Below are 16661 nucleotides of genomic sequence, written 5' to 3' on the forward strand. Positions count from 1 at the left end.
AAGCGTAAAAGTAGCTCCCACCAGCAAAGACACACCCCAGCTCCCCTCTTTTGAAAAACACCATGCCGACTCATGAACCTCCCGTGGATGTGCTGATCATTGGCACCGGTGTCTCCGGCCTCATCGCGGCGCGTGAGATCCAGCGGGGTGGTCGCAGCGTGCTTTTGCTGGATAAAGGACGTGGTCTGGGCGGCAGGCTTGCCAGTCGTCGCATCGGTGCCGCCACCTTCGATCACGGGGCGCAGTTCATCACCACCCGTGATGCCCGTTTTGAAGAGATCCTCAAACAAGGCGCGCAGGCTGGCATCATGCAGGAATGGTGCCGGGGCTTCTCCGCTGCGGCAGACGGCCACACGCGCTGGCGGGGGCGGCCAGCCATGACCGCCTTCGCCAAGTATCTGGCCCAGGGCCTGGAAGCACGAATGGAAAAGCAGGTCGTGGCCCTCAGACCTGCCGCAGATCGCTATTCGGTCGAGACGAGCACCGGAGATTGTTACTCCGCGGCGGCCGTGCTGCTCACACCACCGGTGCCCCAATCGCTCGCCCTGCTGGCCACCGGTGAAATCGAGCTCGATCCAGCGATGCGGACGCGGCTCGAATCCATTCAATACGAGCGCTGCCTGGCCGTCATGGCCGTGCTCAAAGAGCCCTCTTTGATTCCCCCTCCAGGCGGATTTGCGCCGGCCAGCGGCCCCGTCTCATGGATTGCCGACAATCAGCTCAAAGGCATCTCCGCAGAGCCTGCGGTCACGATTCATGCCACCCATGAGTTCAGCCTCGCGCACTGGGATGAAGATCGCATGGAAAGCGGGCGCATGCTGCTTGAGGCTGCACGCCCCTGGCTGGGTGCCGAAGTGGTCAGCTACCAGGTCCACGGCTGGCGCTACAGCAAGCCCCTCCAGGTCGATGCTCATCCCTGCGCCCTCTTGCAGGCATCTCCACCCCTCGTCATCGCCGGAGACGCCTTTGCAGGGCCGCGAGTCGAAGGCGCGGCTCTCTCCGGATTTGCCGCTGCCGAGACCCTGCTGGCCCACCTGCCTCATCCCTGAGATCCGGGCCGTCGCGCCGCACAGCTTTTGCCTCAGTGACCATGGCCGGCTGCGCCACACCCGCACCGCCTGAAGTTTGACAAGGCGTGAGAAACTTGGTCCCCACGACTTCCGCCGTCCGTAAAGGCTCTGGCGATTTCCGCCCGCCACCCTTTGCCTCATGAAACAAACTCCCTGGATGCTCATCTTGCTGATCGGCCTGCTCAGTTCCTGCGCTTCCAGGCAGATCTGCACCCGTCCCATCACCACCTCAGAGCCCCAGGCGCTGGCACTCGTCACCGCCTCACAGAAGGCTCATGGACGCGCAGCGTTTGATCGCATCAGGGATCTCAGCGTCAGCTATGAAGGCAGGTGGGCGTCCATCGGCCCACGCTTTCAGCCTGTTCTGGTGGACTCGAAATTTCGTGGAGTCTCCCAGGAGCGCATCATCCTCTCGCCCCGAATCATCGCGCAAACGCACACCGGCCCCGGAGGCGTGAAAAAAGTGCTGCGCTCCCCCGGTCAGATCGCCATCGCCTACAACGGCACCCTGTCCCGGGAAGCCGGGGCCAATCAGGCCGCCGCGCTCGTGGCGGATGCCTACACTCTCTTTCTGCTCGGGCCATTCTACTTCCAGCAAAGCGGCACCGTCTTCGCCATGAATGGCGAATCCCTCGTGGATGAGGCCCTGTGTGATGAAGTGCTCGCCATCCTGCGCCCAGGTTTGGGCATGGCAGAAGAGGACCGCTGCATCCTCCATATCGACCGCGGCAGCAAAGTGCTGCGCCGCGTGCGCCTCACACTCAACGGCCTCGACAGCACCCGTGGAGCCGAGGTGGACGTGACCTTCCGTCAGTTCAAAAAAATCGACGGCGTCCTTTGGCCGACCGACTTTGACGAGCGCATCCGCTGCCCTTTCAAGCTGCATGCCCATCACTGGAATCTTCGCGGCCTGGAGATCAATCGCGGCCTGCGCGCCCACGATTTAAAACTCGACCGCTGGACTGACAAGGCAGCCCGGCCCACCCCGGCGCTCCCACACTGATCTTATGGAGATGTCTCCGGACTCACTCACCGGCCTCGCCATGGGCGGCTTCATCGGGGATGCCCTCGCCATGCCCGTGCATTGGTACTACGACCGCTCAGCGCTGCGGCAGGACTACGGCATCGTCCGTGACTATGCGGCGCCGAAGTCTCCGCATCCCGGCAGCATTCTCTGGCGCTCTGAATACACCGCGCTCAATGCCCGTGGCGAGATCCTGCATGATCAGGCACGTTACTGGGGGCAGCGCGGCATTCACTATCACCAATTCCTGCGCAAAGGCGAAAACACGCTCAACCTCCAGCTCGCCAAAGTCTTGCTGGACTCCCTCATCGCCTGCGGCTCCTACGATGCGGACGACTACCTCACACGTTACATCGGCTTCATGCTCACGCCGGGGAGGCATCGGGACACCTACATCGAGGAGTGTCATCGTAAATTCTTCACCGCCTATGCGCGCGGCACCGCACCGCGAAAATGCGCCGGCACAGACATCCACATCGGCGGGCTGGCCCATGTCGCTGTGCTATGCGTCAGTTTTCGCGGCGACCTCAGCGCCACACGCGCAGCCGTCCGCGAGCACATCAGTCTCACCCACCGCTCCCCTGAAGTGCTGGCCGCAGCAGACGCCATGGTCAGGATTGTCTGTGACCTGCTCAAGGGCGCGCCACTGCGTGAGGCCATCCTCGCCCATGGCAATGACTGGTTCTCTCGGCGCAAAGCGCGGGAATGGTCCCAATGCCCCGACGAAGTCGTGATCGGCAGGCACCTCAGTCCCGCCTGCTACATTGCCGAGGCCTTCCCCGCATCCTTGTATCTGGCATGGAAATATGCGGATGACTTTGAAAGTGGCGTCATCGCCAATGCCAATGTCGGCGGTGACAACTGCCATCGTGGCGCCGTCCTCGGTGCGCTCATCGGCGCTGCGGTCGGCGTTTCAAAGATCCCTCAAAGATATGTCGATGGCATCGCTGATGCCACGCACCTCAAACGTCAGATCGAAACCCTCGTCACTCGTCCATGAAGACCCGCCTCAGCAGTGAGCTGACCTCTTTCGTCGTGCGCCTCGCCTGGGAGGACCGCACCAGCTTTGAAGAAATCAGAGAGCGCACCGGCTTGGTGGAAAGCCAGGTCATCGACCTCATGCGCCGCGAACTCAAGCCCTCCAGCTTCCGCTGCTGGCGGAAGCGCGTCAGCGGTCGCGTTACCAAACACCGCAAGCTGCTTGAGCTAAGGCTCAAAGGCTGACGTAACTGCAGGCGGGCCGGCGCAAGCCACTCCCTGCACTCGCCCGCATCCCTCACAGCGCCCGCATCAGAAACGCCTTCTCCTCATCCAGCAGCAGCGCTCCCTGGATCTTCTCCGCCAGTTGAAACGCGCGGTCCGCTTTCCCCACCAGCGTCAGCAGTCCCGCAGCCACCGCACGCGGGCCAGGGGAGAGGCCCTCCGCACGGGGCAGGGAGGCCAGGTGTTTCTCCATCTCTGCACGATCTCCCGCGCGATACGCCGCCAGCGCCAGCAGCAGCTCCGGCGGGATGCGCTCCAGCGTCACCCCCGCAGCCGGGCTTCCCTCCGGCTGCTTCATGAGCCCCTTCACATCCACCAGCTCCATCTCCACCCCCAGCACCAGCCGCAGGTACTCAAAGCGGTCCGCAAACACCGCGCTGCTCGGGCTCAGGATGTGCAGCCTCCGCGCCACATCCAGCAGCATCTCCGTGTCCTTGGCGCGCAGCGCCAGCTCCGCACCCTTCTGCAGGTTTTGCAGCGCCGCCTCGCTCGCGTTGTTCTCCGCAGCCTTCATCCCCGCCGCGCGGTAGGCCTGGCAGGACACATCCGCAAAGCTCAGCTGCTCCGCCAGCGCCCCCGCCGCCTGCAGCGTCGCCACATCCCCCGCCTGCGCCGCATTCAGCACCGTGCCCTGCAGCAGCTGCCGGCACTCCCGCAGGTCGGGCTTCAGGTGGCTCAGCACCTCCGCCATCGCCAGGTCCACCAGGCTCGCAGGCACCGGCGGGTTCGGCGTTTTCAGCAGCTTCTGCAGCTCCTCCCACCGCTCCGCCTGGGACAGCGTCTGCACCACGATGGGGTACAGCTCGCGTGACTGCGCCACCATCTCCATCGGCACCAGCCGCAGCACCTCCTCGTTAAATTTCTCCCGCATCAGCCAGAAGGCCATGTCCTCCAGCCGTCCGCTCTTGTCCTCCTTGAAGCGCCGCACCTCCGCCTCCGCCAGCTTCGCGCGCAGCTCCGGCTGCAGCCGCATCTGTGCAGACACCACCGTCAGCCGCGTCCCCAGCGCATGCTGCGGGTGGTTCTCCTCCAGCGCCAGCAGGCGCTCCGCCTCCGGCACCGTCAGCCCGGGCGCCACACTCAGCCGCAGGATCGCATCCATCCCCGTCTTCGAGCCCAGCTCCGCCAGCTCCCACAGCTGCTTCTGCGCCTGCCCCTGCACCTCCGCAAAATGACTGCCCAGGTCCGCCACCGCCGCCTGCAGGTGCGCCTCCGGCGTCTTTTCGCCCGCCGTCCCCTGTGCCGCCGCACGCTGCGCGATCTCCGCCGCCTCCTTCCCGTGCCCCTCGGCCGTCAGGATGCTCGACAGCAGCTCCAGCCCCGGCTGCTGCGTGCTCTCCTTGGCCGGCAGCTTCTCGTAAACCTCACGCGCATCCTTCGTCTTCCCGCTGCTGATCAGCGCGCGTCCCAGCACCAGCTCCTCCTCCGCCGTCAGCGGCCGTTTCTGCTTCAGCCGTTGCAGCGCCTGCGCCAGCCCTCCCGGGTCAGAGCCCGTCGCCTTCAGAAACTCCACCGTCGCCAGGATCACCTCCACATCCTCAGGCGCACGCTGGCGCGCCAGCATCAGCGCCTGGTGCGCCCTCACCCAGTCCTTCGCCTCCGTTGCCGCCAGCACCTCCTTCACATTCCTCCGTGCCAGCATCGCGCGCACCGCCGACGTCGCCGGGTGCCACCCCACCAGGCACACGATCAGCAGCATGAACGCCCCCATCGTCAGCAGTGAAAATTTCCCGATCCGCTCCCTCGGCGGCTGCATCTCAGGGATCTTCTGCTGCGAGTTCGAGTCAAATTGAAAGGCCATGGTCTGAAAAAAGGAAAGGGCAGGGGAGTGCTGTGCACATCACTCACTCACCCGGCTGGTCATTGCGGCGTTTGCGTTCATCCGTTCCATCTCCGCCGCCGTAGCCGATCACCTGCACCGTGATCACCGACGGCTGCTCCTGCGAGAGCGCCTGCTCCTCCTTGTTCTGCGACGGAGCCTGGCTGTTCGTGGCAGACGTCGCCGCCGCCGCGCTGCTGGACGCCGCCGCCAGTCCGCCCAGGCTCGGGGCCGCCACCGCAGGCGCCGCAGGCGTACCCGCGCTCGTGCCGCCCACCGAGATGTTTGCCGCATTCAGCACGATCGTCGCCGCGATGTTCAGGTTTCCCGTCGCACGGATGCCCGCGTCACCCGCGTCCACCGCACCCACCGGCGCAATCAGGTCCACGTTCCCAGGCTTCACGCCCGCCACCGACGCCAGCACCCCGATGCCCCCGCCCGTCGCCAGACCCGCGAGGTCCGTCGCCACATTCGCACTCTGCGGGTCGATCAGCACCCGCGTCGGCGGCGCCGACTGCACCGTCTTGGAAGACGAGCCCGCCGCGATGTCTCCCTGCGAAGACCAGATCATAATATCACCCCCACGCAGCGTGAAGATACGCGCGATCCCGATCGTCACATCCTTGTCGGCAAAAATGTTGATGTTCCCGCCCGACTCCGTGATGATCCCCGGCGGCGCCAGCGTGCTGCCGATCGTCGTCGAGGCCATCTCCAGCCCGCCTCCCGGCGTCAGGATGTTGATGTCCCCGCCGCTCTTCGTGCGGATGTCACGCGCCTGCGTGTGGATCGTGCCCGTCGTCGTCGTCGGGAACAGCGCAGAGATCGCCGCAAAGCCGTCCGTGTACGTTCCCGCATTCGGGCTCTCCGGATTGTTGTGGTCGCGGCCCGCGTCCCGCAGCACCAGGTAGTACACCGCCAGCGCCAGCTGCTTCTGCTGCTCCGGCGTCAGCGCAGGGTCGTTCAGGTTCACCGTCGTCACCCCCAGCATCTCCGCCAGCTCACCCAGGTAGCGCGTACCCGCGGCCGAGTTCACAAACTGCGTCATGAATGTCGTGAAATCCATCCCCGAGCCACCCAGCCCCAGCGCGGCACCGCCCATCCCGGCGGCCACCGTGATGTCCGCCCCGCCAAACGGCAGGTAGGGATTGCGCCCGTTCCCGATGCTCGTGATCCCCACCCCCGTGCCGTCCGTCTTGTTCGCCCCCGTGCCCAGGTCCAGGTTCCGCCCTGCCAGCACCTCCAGGCTTCCCGGACCGCTGATCTGGATGTCTCCCGCCAGCGCCGACTGCCCGATGATCAGCGAATTCCCCGCAAGCCGCGACTGGATGCGTGACAGCGTGTTCTCATTGTAGGCGATGATGTCGCGCCCCGAGGCCACGATCGACGTGCTGTCCGCACGCGTGTTCTGAATGTAGAAGGAGATGTCAGACACATCGTTTCCGGCGATGATCTGCGCCTGCTTCGCCGAGTAGAAGGTGATTCCCGTGATGTCTCCCGTGCTCGCATAAATATGCACCGGCGTGCGGTCGTTCGCATGCAGCACCCCCGGCGCATGCAGCGACTGCTTGTTCTGCAGCACAGACGACACCCCGGAGGTGGAGCCCGTCTCGTTGAACAGGTTTTCGATGAACGACAGGAAGCCGTTCGCGCTCGTGTTCGCCGTCCCCGCCTTGCCCGCCAGCGTCGCATACGCATACGGCGTGTAGTAGGAGGGGATGGCCAGCGGGTTTGCGTCCGAAAGATTGATCGTCGAGGCTCCCCAGCTCACCACCGTCTGCCCCGGCACCAGCTGCGTCGAGGTCCCCGTCGGGCGCAGCCCGTTCACCGAGCCCGCCGCCAGCAGGTCGATCGTGCCCACTGCCGAAGGGAACAGCGTCAGCGCACCCACCAGGTTCACATCCCCGGAGAAGGACGTCGCCTTCAGCGTCGGCGGCATGATCGAGGACACGGACGCAAACGCATTCGTGGAGGACTCCGCCAGCCGCAGCCACGGCTGGCTGTAGGAGGCGTTCTGCGTCGCCGACGTGTTAAACAGCAGCACATTCGTCAGCCACTGGTACAGCAGCGGGTCCGCCGTCGTGTTCCCGGGCGTCGCAGCCTCGCGGAAGGTCACGCTCCCGCCCAGGGAGGACACATTCACGCCGCTGTTCGCCGTGTAGGTGGAGAAGTACGTCTTGTACCAGTAGCGGTTGCTCATCCCCTGCGGCAGCAGAAAGGGGTTCGCCACCGGGCCCAGCAGCACATCCTTCTTCGCGCTCACGTCAAACGTCGCATCCCCCACAAACAACGTCGTCGGCAGCCACGTGCTCGAGTCCTTGATGATCGGCGCGTTGAAGCCGTTCAGAATCCCCAGCGAAAGCGTGCGTGTGGCGTTCGTCGTGATGCTGTTGCCCGCAGTCAGCGTCCCGCGTCCGCGCTCCACGTAGTACACACCGCCGTCGATGTTGCGTCCCGCCTCCACCACCACATTGCCACCGCCCAGCTGCAGCAGCTTGTCCGCGTCCGGCTTCACGTTCAGCCCCGTGCTCGGGTCCTTGCCCGGCATGCGTGCGTTCGTCGCAGACACCGCGTCCACATTCGCCACATCACGTCCGGCCTTCAGCGTCACATTGCCGCCGCCCAGCGCGCCCACGCCTTCAAAGAAGTTGCTGAAGTCCACCCACCACGTCGTGGACGCCGTCGGGTCGTTCAGCGTCGTCAGCGGATTGCCCGTCACCCCGGCAGAGCCAAACAGCCCGGTCAGCGGGTCCACAAACCCGCGCCGGTACAGCCAGTTCACCGGCAGCTGCCTCTCAGAGTCATCGATCAGCACGCCCTGCGTGTTCTGCGTCTTGTGCGTGATGTCGTTCCCTGCGGAGACCCACACATTCCCGCCTGCCATCGTGTAGCTGGCCGCATACGTCTGCTGGATGACCCCCAGCGGCCCCTGCGCAGGCTGCGTCCCGGCCTTCGACAGCACCGGCACTACAAAGTCATTGCTCGCAAACACCGACGTCGCGCTCTGCACGCCCACGCCCGCCGTGTAGATCGTCGCAAACTGGTTCAGCAAAATCACATCACCCCCGGCCGAAATGTCGATGTCTCCCGTCCCCGTGCGGATCACCTGGTACAGTCTTGAAATCGCCGAGCTCGTCGTTGCATTCGTCCCCGGCGTCGTTGGCAGGGCCAGCCCGCCGTTCTTGCCCACCAGCACAGACCCCGCCGTCGCGCCATTCAGCAGGCCGCTCTGGCCGGAGAGCGTGCTCATCGGCTGCACCGTGTGGAAGTCCACGCCCGAGAGATCCGCCCCCGCTGTCAAGTGGTAGGACCACGACTGCGTGTTCACCGGCAGCGTGCTCACCTGGGTCGTCACTGGCGCCAGCCACAGCCAGGAGGCGTTGCTGTTTGCCAGCGTCGGCGTGAAGCCGTCGCTCAGCGCATTGTAAAACACCAGGTTGCCCGCCGCGCGCAGCGTCAGCACCCCCGGCGCCGCCTTCGTCCCAAACCGGAAGGTGGAAAGATTCCAGTCGCTCGTCGTCGTGGACGACGTCGTCCCCAGCGTCAGGTCCCCGCTGCGGTTCACGATCTCCGCCCCCGGCTGCAGCACCAGCACAGACCCCAGGCCCGAGTTCAGCGGGTTGGTGCCCACGATCCGGTTGTACATCGCCGTGTAGCCCGCTCCCAGGAAGGTGTTCCCATTGCTCTGCACCGTGCTCTGCACCGTGCTCGTGATCGTCCCCCCGGAGCTGGTCAGGTCCTGGATGAAGTAGCCCTCCACCGTCACGCTCGACGCTCCCGTGATCGTGCCCTGGATCGCGTTCACCGAAACATCCGTGCCGCCGGAAATCTGCGGCGCACGCAGGTGCAGCACTCCGCTGAACTGTCCCAGCCCCGCGCTCGCAGCAGTCTGGGCGGCCACCGAAAGATTGATGCTCGAAAGGCTCTGGATGTCCACCGTGCCCGTGCCCACGCCATACGTCCCGCTCACCAGCGCCGCGGCTCCTGCTTCCAGAGACACCGCCCCGCCCTTGCCCGCAGAGTCAAACTTCTGCGCCGCCACCGTCAGCGTCGCCCCCCGGTTGTTCACGCTGTCCCCCTGCAGCACCACATCCTTGCGCGCCACCAGCCGGATCGTGCCGCCCGTCGTTCCCGAGGCGTCGATCTTCCCCGTGCTGCCCACGGTGATGGAACCCGCATCCGCCGCCAGTTGGAACTGGTGCGCCTTGATCGTGTCATTGATCACCACATCCCCCGTCCGCACCCGCACGCTCAGAGACTCCGTGAAGGAGGCGCTCGCCGTGCCCGCGATGCTGCCCAGCAGCAGCCCGCCCAGGCTGCTCACATCCAGCGTAAAGCTGCCGTTCACCCCGCCCGTGCCCGCCAGGCCGGACATGGTCGCTCCACCCGCCACCGTCAGCATCCCCGTAGGCGCGCTGATGCTCACAGAGCCCGCGTTCCCGCCGCCCGCATTGGCGGAGACATTCACCACCGCCGTCGCACCCAGGCTCACATTGCCCGTGCTGGAGGTCAGGCTCACCTGGCCGCCGCTCGTAAACGTGCTCACATCCTGAAAGTCACGCCTCACGCCGCTCAGGTCCAGCGTGCCGTTCACCACCACGTCCCCGTTCGTCGCCAGCACCTTCAGGCTGCCGCTCGGCAGCTTCACCAGCGTGTCCACCTCCACCCGCGCTCCCTGCAGGCTCAGGCTTGCTCCCAGGCCGTTCGTCGCCAGGGCCGTGCCACTGCTCACCGGCGCCTGGATCATCAGCGCCGCGTCAGAGCGGATGCTCTGCACCGCACCGGCCAGCCCGGCAATCACCGGCGTCGTGATCGTCAGCGCCGCGTTCGTCGTGAATCCTCCGTTCCCCTCCAGCTGCACCCCGGAGCTCGCCTGCATCTGCACCGCGCTGAACTGGTTGGCCTGCAGCGTGCCGCTCCCCAGCCGTATCACATTCGCGCTAAAGCTCAGCGTACCGTTCCCCGCCACCGCCGTGCCGTTCGCCGCGTTCGCGCTGTTGTCCACCAGGAGGTTCTGCGCCACAAAGGCCGCCGTCCCGCCGCCCTGGTTGAAGCCCCGGATCTGCCCCGCATGCACCTCCAGGTTCACCAGCGAGCTGTTGCCCACCTGGCCCGCTCCGTAGATGTCCAGCGTCGTGTAGCTCAGCAGGGAGAGCGTCTTCGCGCTCGCCAGGCTTTGCAGCGCTGTGCCTGAAAGTACCAGCCCCGTCGTCGGCGGCACCGCCACCGTGCTGTCCAGCTGCAGCGCCAGGCTCCCGCTGTTCAGCGCGATGTTCGCACTGTTCAAAACAGCGCCCGCATCCAGGCTCGTCCCATAGGTCGTGTCCAGCACCAGGCTGTTCCCCTGCAGCAGCACACCGCTTCCCACGATCAGCGTCGGCAGTGTCGAGCCCGAGCGCCCCAGCCGTGTGATCGTCGCATTCGCACTGCTCCCCACCCGCACCAGCGCACCGTCTCCGCTGCCCGTGCTGCCCGCACTGCCAAAGATCAGCTTCTCCGTGCTGCTCGCCGTCCCCGCCGTGCCCTGCACGATCTGCGAGCCCGACTTCACCTCCAGCACCTGCTTCGCCACCAGCAGCACCTCCGTGCCGCTCAGCGTGCTGCCCGCATTGTCCACCGTCAGGTTGTTCGTACTCACCGTCACATGCGTCCCGTCCGTCCCCGACGTACGCACACCGCCGATCAGCAGGCTCCCCGCCCCGATCAGGCTCAGGCTCGCGGAGTCCAGCTGCAGCTTGCCGCTCACCGGCGCCGCTCCCGGGCTGCTGATCACGATGTCCACCGGGCTGCTGATGTCCACCAGCGCACCGTTCCCGCCCGTCCCCGTCTGCCCGATCAGCGTCCCCTGCAGCAGCATCGACTGCACCGCCTGCAGCACCACATGCCCCGCATCCGCAGGGAGCTGCGGCACCGCCACGCCCAGCTGTGCCGCCTGCGCTTTCAGGAAGGTGCTCGCCACATAGTCATCATACTGCGCCGACTTGCGCACCACGCTCCCGGCTGCCACCTCAAAGCTGCTCATCAGCGCCTCGGACACCACGTTGCTGTTCAGCCCGTCAAACCGGTAGCCGCTCACCGTGTAGGCCCCGCTGGGCAGCAGCTGGCTCCCTGCCGGCGCACCGCTGCCCGGCGTCACCAGAAACGCACCCGGCAGCAGCGCATACCTCGCAGGCAGCAGCGTGTACACACCCGCCGCCATCCCCGGAGACGCACCCAGGTAGATCTTGTCTCCCACATGCAGCGTCGAGTTCGTGTAGCCCTTGTCAGTTCCCAGCGTCGCACCGGAGGCCGTCGAGTTGTACGCCCCGAACGGCGCATAATCCGCCGCATATCCCGGCAGCACCGCAAAGCTCCCCTCGGACGCCAGCACATCGTTCGTCCCGCCGTTCCCCGTCACCCAGCGGTACGCATACAGCTCCCCGCCTCCTGAAAGATTGATCACAGACCCCGTCTGCGTGCTCACATTCAGCGCCGAGAGATGCACCGCCTTTTCCGGCCCGCCACCCCCGGTGATGTCGATGCCCCGCGGGTCGATCCACGAGGTGCCGTTCAGATTGATGCCATACGGAATCGTCAGTCCCTGGCCCGTCAGCGGATCCACAGCAGACACGGACGTCACGCTCCCCGTCAGCAGCGTCAGCTGCCTCGTCACCGGCGCTGTTTGGTTCGTGATCAGGTCCACCGGCCCGCTCTGCGCACCATCCCAGCCGCCTATCCCGTCCCACCCCAGATTGATCGTCCCAAACGGTGCCACCAGCGTGCCACCCTGCGTGATCTCAGAGGCGTAGATCCCCAGCGTCCCTCCCGCAGAGAGCGGCAGCGGCTGCTGCCCGGACCCCACGATCGTCACCGAGCCCGCGTGCGAGCTCCCGCCGCTCATGTAGTCATACGCAAACACGTTGAAGCTCACCGCCGTCGGCGGGTAGATCTGCGCCGCCCGCATGTAGATGCTGCCCGCCACATCCAGCACGCCGTCTCCCCGGATCGCTCCGTTGTCAGCCATCAGGTTCAGCTGCCCCACCCCTTGCAGGGAAAGCGTCCCCACATCGATCAGCTTCGCCGTCACATTCACCGTCCCGCTTCCGTACGTCGGGCTGAAGTAGAAGAAGTTCAAAGCCCCCGTGTCGGAGATCTTGGTAAACGGCGTCAGCACCTCCTGCGGCTGCTGCGGGTTCACAAAAGCCCGCCCCAGCGACACATACGAGGCCGTCAGGTTCACCTGGCTGTCTGCCTGGATGATGCCCTTGCTCCCAACGCTCAGCGCACCCGCTGCAGTGATGTCCACCGCACCCACAAAGCCCACGTTTCCGCCCAGCGTCAGCGAGTCAAACCCGCCCTGGGAAAACGAGCTCACGGCAAAATACCCCGCACCCGGGACGATGCTCGTGTCCGCATTTCTCACCGGATTGCCGATCCCCCCAAACGTGGAAGGCAGCACCGTCCCGGACTGCTGCACCCACAGCGTGATGTCACGCGGGTCCGCGATCACCCCGCTCGCATAAAAGCGCCCGGAGGAAACCGCCAGCGTCCCGCCCACCGCGTTGCTGCCACCCGCATAGCCTTGCAGCGTGCTGTCCACAAACAGCTCCTCGCCACCCACCAGCGTGATCTTCCCCGCATTCGTGTCCACGCGCGCGCGCTGCGTCGTCAGCCCCACAGACGGCAGCCCCGTGGCCGTCAGCGCCGCCGTGCCCACCGCATACCCCAGAGATCCCAGGTTCACATCCAGAGTGTTGCTCGTGCCGGACACATTCATCACAGACCCCGCTGCCGCCACGATGTTCCCCTGCAGGTACACCGTGCCGCCCGCCAGCACCGTGCCCACCTTCCGCCCGTAGGCGTCCGGCAGCAGCAGCGTCTTTCCGGCGGCGGACAGGGTGCTCTGCGCGCTCACATACAGTGTCGGTTGCGCATTGTTCAGCGTCGTCAGCGTCGGGAACTGCCCTGCCGTGATGATCTCGATCTCGCCCCCCGGCGCCGTCAGGCTGCCCAGGATGCTCGCCGTCTGCGCATTGATGTGGATCGCCCCCAGCGCATCCGTCACGATCGAGGAGTTGGCACCCATCACAAAATCCCCGCGCACCGTCAGCAGCGTGGAAAAGTCATCCGTCAGCCCCGGCGCATGGAAGTTCAGCGTCGCCGGATTCCTCACCCCCTCCTGCGCCAGCCACCGCGTCAGGCTGATGCCTCCCGCCACGCTGCTGTTCGCAGTGGCCACGTAGCTCATCACCTGCGGCATGATCTGCGTCCCCGCAGCGATGCTCACTGCCGGCAGATAGTCCGCGCCGCCCACCGTCCCAAATCCCGTCAGGTCAAAGGTGGAAAATCCCCCTCGGCTGAAAAGCCCCGCATCCAGCAGCAGCGTCTGTGCATTCCCCGTGCTCCCGCCCACCTGGATCATCTGCGCCTGCAGGTTCAGCGTCCCGCCCTTCGCCCCGGAAAAGCCCAGCATCGTCGAGCCCAGCTCAAAAGTCCCACCCGTCACCCCCTTCAGGTCCAGGTGAATGTCCTGCGACCCCACCCGGTACGAGTAGTCAGGGTTGGCCCCTGCCAGCAGGCTCAGCGTGCCCGCATTCCCATACTGAAAGGTCCCGTTGGTCCTCAGGTACACACCGCCGGACACATCCAGCACACTGCCCTCCTGCGCCACGATCGAGTAGGCCTCTGCCGTGATGCTGCCGCCCTGGATGATGATCGGCCGCGCCTCCGCCAGCCCGGCGGCCGTGACGTCATTCACCAGCAGTCCCGCCGTGCTCAGCACAGACGCCGCGCCCAGCGTCAGCACGCCGCGCCCGCTGTTCGGCGCCGGGTCTGCGGCCGGTGGCTGCCGCGTCAGCCGCGCCATCTCAGCCGGAGAAATGTTGTACGCCTTGAGAGTGATCTCCCCGCCCGGAGCCACGATGCTCCCCAGCACGCTCACATTCGCGCCCACCAGCGTCACCGCCCCGAGCACCTGCGTCTGCAGCGTCACGCCCTCCGGCACGATGATCTGCCCGTCAAAATTCACCACGCTCAGCCGGCCAAATCCGCTGCTCGTCAGCAGGGTGGGGGAGAGCATCACATGGTTGGTCCGGTCCGCGCTCAGCGCCAGCGGCAGCCCGTTGGAGTCCACCGTAAACGCCCCCGCAGGCGCCTGCGTCCCCGTCGTCCCAAACTCAATCAGCGGCGGCGTCGGCGAGTTGAAAAGAAAGTCCGGAAAGCCCGAAACATCCGCCTGCCATTTCAGGTCCAGAGATGACGCGGCGGCCGGAATCTCTCGCTGATAGGGCCCGGAAACCGTCAGCCCGGTCATCACCCCGTCCAGCGCCATCGCGGCTGCGGAGATGCTCAGGCTCCCGCCGCTCCCGCCCTGCAGGTAGCCCGGCTGGTAGTAGCTCCCCGGCGTCCAGATGGCGCCGCTGCTGCTCGTCACCCCAAAGCGCGGGTCCGTCGTGCTGCTGCCCGGCTGGTAGATGCCGTCATACCGGATCGTCGGGTCCGCATTCGCGATGTCCACCGTCTGGTTCGAGAGCAGCAGCTGCGTCGTCTGCACCGTGCTCCCGCCGTAGTCCACCCAGCCGCCGGAAACATCCACCTGCGCACCCGTCTGCAGCACCACGCTCCCGCCTGCGTTCAGCGTCACTGAGCCCCCCGCCGTCGTCAGCTCTCCCACCGTCCGCTGGATCACGCCCACATACCCGGAAAGGTCCGCCAGCGGCGTGCCATACCAGATGCTGCCATCCGTCCTCACCCCGCTCCTCCGCAGGTCCACCGTGATCGTCGAGTTCAGCAGACCGCTGTTTTTCTGCACCGGGAAGTTCGCCAGCTCCGCCTGGCGCAGCGTGATCTGCTGGATGTACTGCGTCACCGGCACGTTCACATCCGTGGACCCCTGCACATTGATCTCCGCACCCTCGTCCAGGTAGATCTGCCCGGAGGAATGCACCAGCGTGTTCGTGCTTCCGGCATTGGAGGAGGTGTACTCCCACACGCCCGCGCTCACCGCCACCACCGCATTCGGCGCATACACCACGCTGTCCTGCCCAAAGTACACCGTCAGCCCGGTCACATTCATCTGCGAGCGCAGCGCCAGCTCTGTCCCCACCACCGTCTGCGTGCTGCTCCACTCCGGCAGGATCTGCGTCACGCTGTTCGCCCCAAACACCACCGCACCCGTGGAGCGTTTCAGAAACTGCGGGTCGCTCGGCCGGTTCACCGAATCATAAAACGTGTTCGGCGTCGCGTTGTAGCTCGCGTCGATGTCGATCCGCCCGTTCAGCGTCACCGACGTGGATGACGTGATCACCCCCGTCTGGTTCACGTTTTTCCCCGCCATCGTCACGTTTGCCCGCGCACTGTCGATGATGCCGTTGTTCGTCACCGTTCCCTCGGTCCCCACATCGCCCACGTACACATCCAGCCCTCGCAGGCTCGCGTCGCCGGACGCATGCGCCGTAAAGCCCACCTGCATCCCCGCCGCCAGCACCGTCTGCCCGTCCGGCGTGCTGATCCTGCCGTTGTTCGTCACGTTCGGCCCGATCAGCGCCACCAGCCCCCCTACGTTTGCAGAAGAGGTGGGGGAAGTGATCTTCGCCCCCGTCTGCACCGTCACGCTCCCGATCTTTCCTGCCGGCGGTGCCGGAGGCGTGTACGCAGGCGTCGGCCCCTTCGTCCCCGCAGGCTGCGCCAGCGCCGAGAAAAGGAACTGCGAGTCCGGATTGTTCAGCAGGCCCCGCGTCACCAGGTTGTCGTTCAGCGGCAGCGCAGACGCCACCAGCGCATGCGTGCTCACCTCGCTCCCCGCGCCAAAGATGATCCCGTTCTGGTTGATGATGTACACCTGCCCCTGCGCCTCGATCGAGCCCAGGATCTGCGTCGGATTCCCCGACGGGTCCGTGATCTTGTTGAACGCGATCCACGTCCCCGCATCCGCCCCGCCCGCGCTCTGGTCAAACTTCACCGTCGTGCTGCTGCCCACGTTGAACGTGTTCCAGTACAGCAGCGCCTGCTGCTGCGTCTGCTGGATGTTCACAATCGTGCGCGCATTCTCCATCGACTGCGTCGGCGCGTTCGCCCCCGTCGGCGTTCCCGCGATGTCCAGCCCCCCCGTGCCCAGCCCGTTCGGCACGTCAGGCAGCGTCTGTCCGGGGAAGTTCGGGTTCGCACCCGCGTTCGTCGCGCCTGCCGCCGCAGCGTGCGCCGCCTCCTGCATCGCCGTCACAGCCTGCAAGGCCATGGTATTTCGTGCCAGCATGTCCTGCGCATGTCCCTGCGCCTGCGCCGTGGCCGCCGCCGTGTCCACCGGCGCCGCGCTGTTCGGCGTGGTCGTCCCCGTGCCGCCGGTGCCGCCGCCTGCGGCCCCCGCCATGTGCAGGATGTCGCCCGCCTGCGTGCAGGGCGTCAGCAGCAGAAGAAGCACCTGTGCATGCACAAGCACGACGTGGAACCATGGGAGCCGCTGACGGTGGCGGCGGGGCTTGTTGGAGCGCATCATGAAAAAAAAAAAGAA

At 65.9% G+C, this 16661-nt stretch carries 6 protein-coding genes; 4 read left to right on the forward strand and 2 right to left on the reverse strand.

The features are described from left to right. Positions 1-62 precede the first annotated feature (62 nt). From ACZ5WW_RS01350 to ACZ5WW_RS01365, 4 genes are all read left to right on the forward strand, one after another. On the forward strand, positions 63-1049 hold the full coding sequence (locus ACZ5WW_RS01350) for an NAD(P)/FAD-dependent oxidoreductase (protein ID WP_377169262.1): 987 nt from the start codon (positions 63-65) through the stop codon (positions 1047-1049). Between the two features lie 160 nt (positions 1050-1209). After that, positions 1210-2073, forward strand: a complete 864-nt coding sequence (locus ACZ5WW_RS01355) for a hypothetical protein (RefSeq protein WP_377169265.1) — start codon at positions 1210-1212, stop codon at positions 2071-2073. A 10-nt stretch (positions 2074-2083) separates the two neighbouring features. Continuing rightward, the gene (locus ACZ5WW_RS01360) at positions 2084-3094 is read left to right on the forward strand and encodes an ADP-ribosylglycohydrolase family protein (protein WP_377169267.1); all 1011 of its coding nucleotides are present in this window, start codon (positions 2084-2086) and stop codon (positions 3092-3094) included. Then, entirely contained in the window at positions 3091-3318 is a 228-nt protein-coding gene (locus ACZ5WW_RS01365; protein ID WP_377169270.1) for a TIGR03643 family protein, read from the forward strand. The genes ACZ5WW_RS01360 and ACZ5WW_RS01365 overlap by 4 nt, the downstream gene beginning before the upstream one ends. A 52-nt stretch (positions 3319-3370) precedes the next feature. On the opposite strand, the gene ACZ5WW_RS01370 is transcribed toward ACZ5WW_RS01365, so the two are convergent. Then, entirely contained in the window at positions 3371-5158 is a 1788-nt protein-coding gene (locus ACZ5WW_RS01370) for a hypothetical protein (RefSeq protein WP_377169272.1), read from the reverse strand. A 43-nt stretch (positions 5159-5201) separates the two neighbouring features. Next, positions 5202-16646, reverse strand: coding sequence for a filamentous haemagglutinin family protein (locus tag ACZ5WW_RS01375; protein WP_377169274.1), 11445 nt, complete (start codon positions 16644-16646; stop codon positions 5202-5204). Between the last annotated feature and the right edge of the window lie 15 nt (positions 16647-16661).

The sequence above is a fragment of the Prosthecobacter fluviatilis genome (assembly GCF_055388355.1).